1 pseudogene is annotated in these 279 nt (G+C 35.5%); it reads right to left on the minus strand.

Annotated elements, in window-relative coordinates:
* Positions 1-20: 20 nt before the first annotated feature.
* Positions 21-279, minus strand: a pseudogene (locus V7137_RS30540) (DinB family protein); the annotation flags it as partial.

Here is a 279-nt window from a genome sequence, read left to right on the forward strand (position 1 = left end):
CGCACCCGCTAGTGCAACTTTTATTTATCTACTCCTGCATCTATTTTCCAGCTATTTTGCAACTTCCGGATATAAATGATCTGACCAATGTGATATGCGTTATGAGTTGACACATTTCCGAGTATTGCCCACCATTTCACGTGTCCAGGATAACCATTAACTTTTCTCTCAACTTTTTCTTCAGATAATAACTCTTGCCAACGTAAAAGCACCTCTAATAGTTGTTTTTTTAAGTCAGCAAAAGTATGATTTTCAGGAATAATAAAGCTGTTATTATTA

Origin of the sequence: Neobacillus drentensis (assembly GCF_036962765.1) — a bacterium.
Classification (GTDB): domain Bacteria; phylum Bacillota; class Bacilli; order Bacillales; family Cytobacillaceae; genus Neobacillus; species Neobacillus drentensis_C.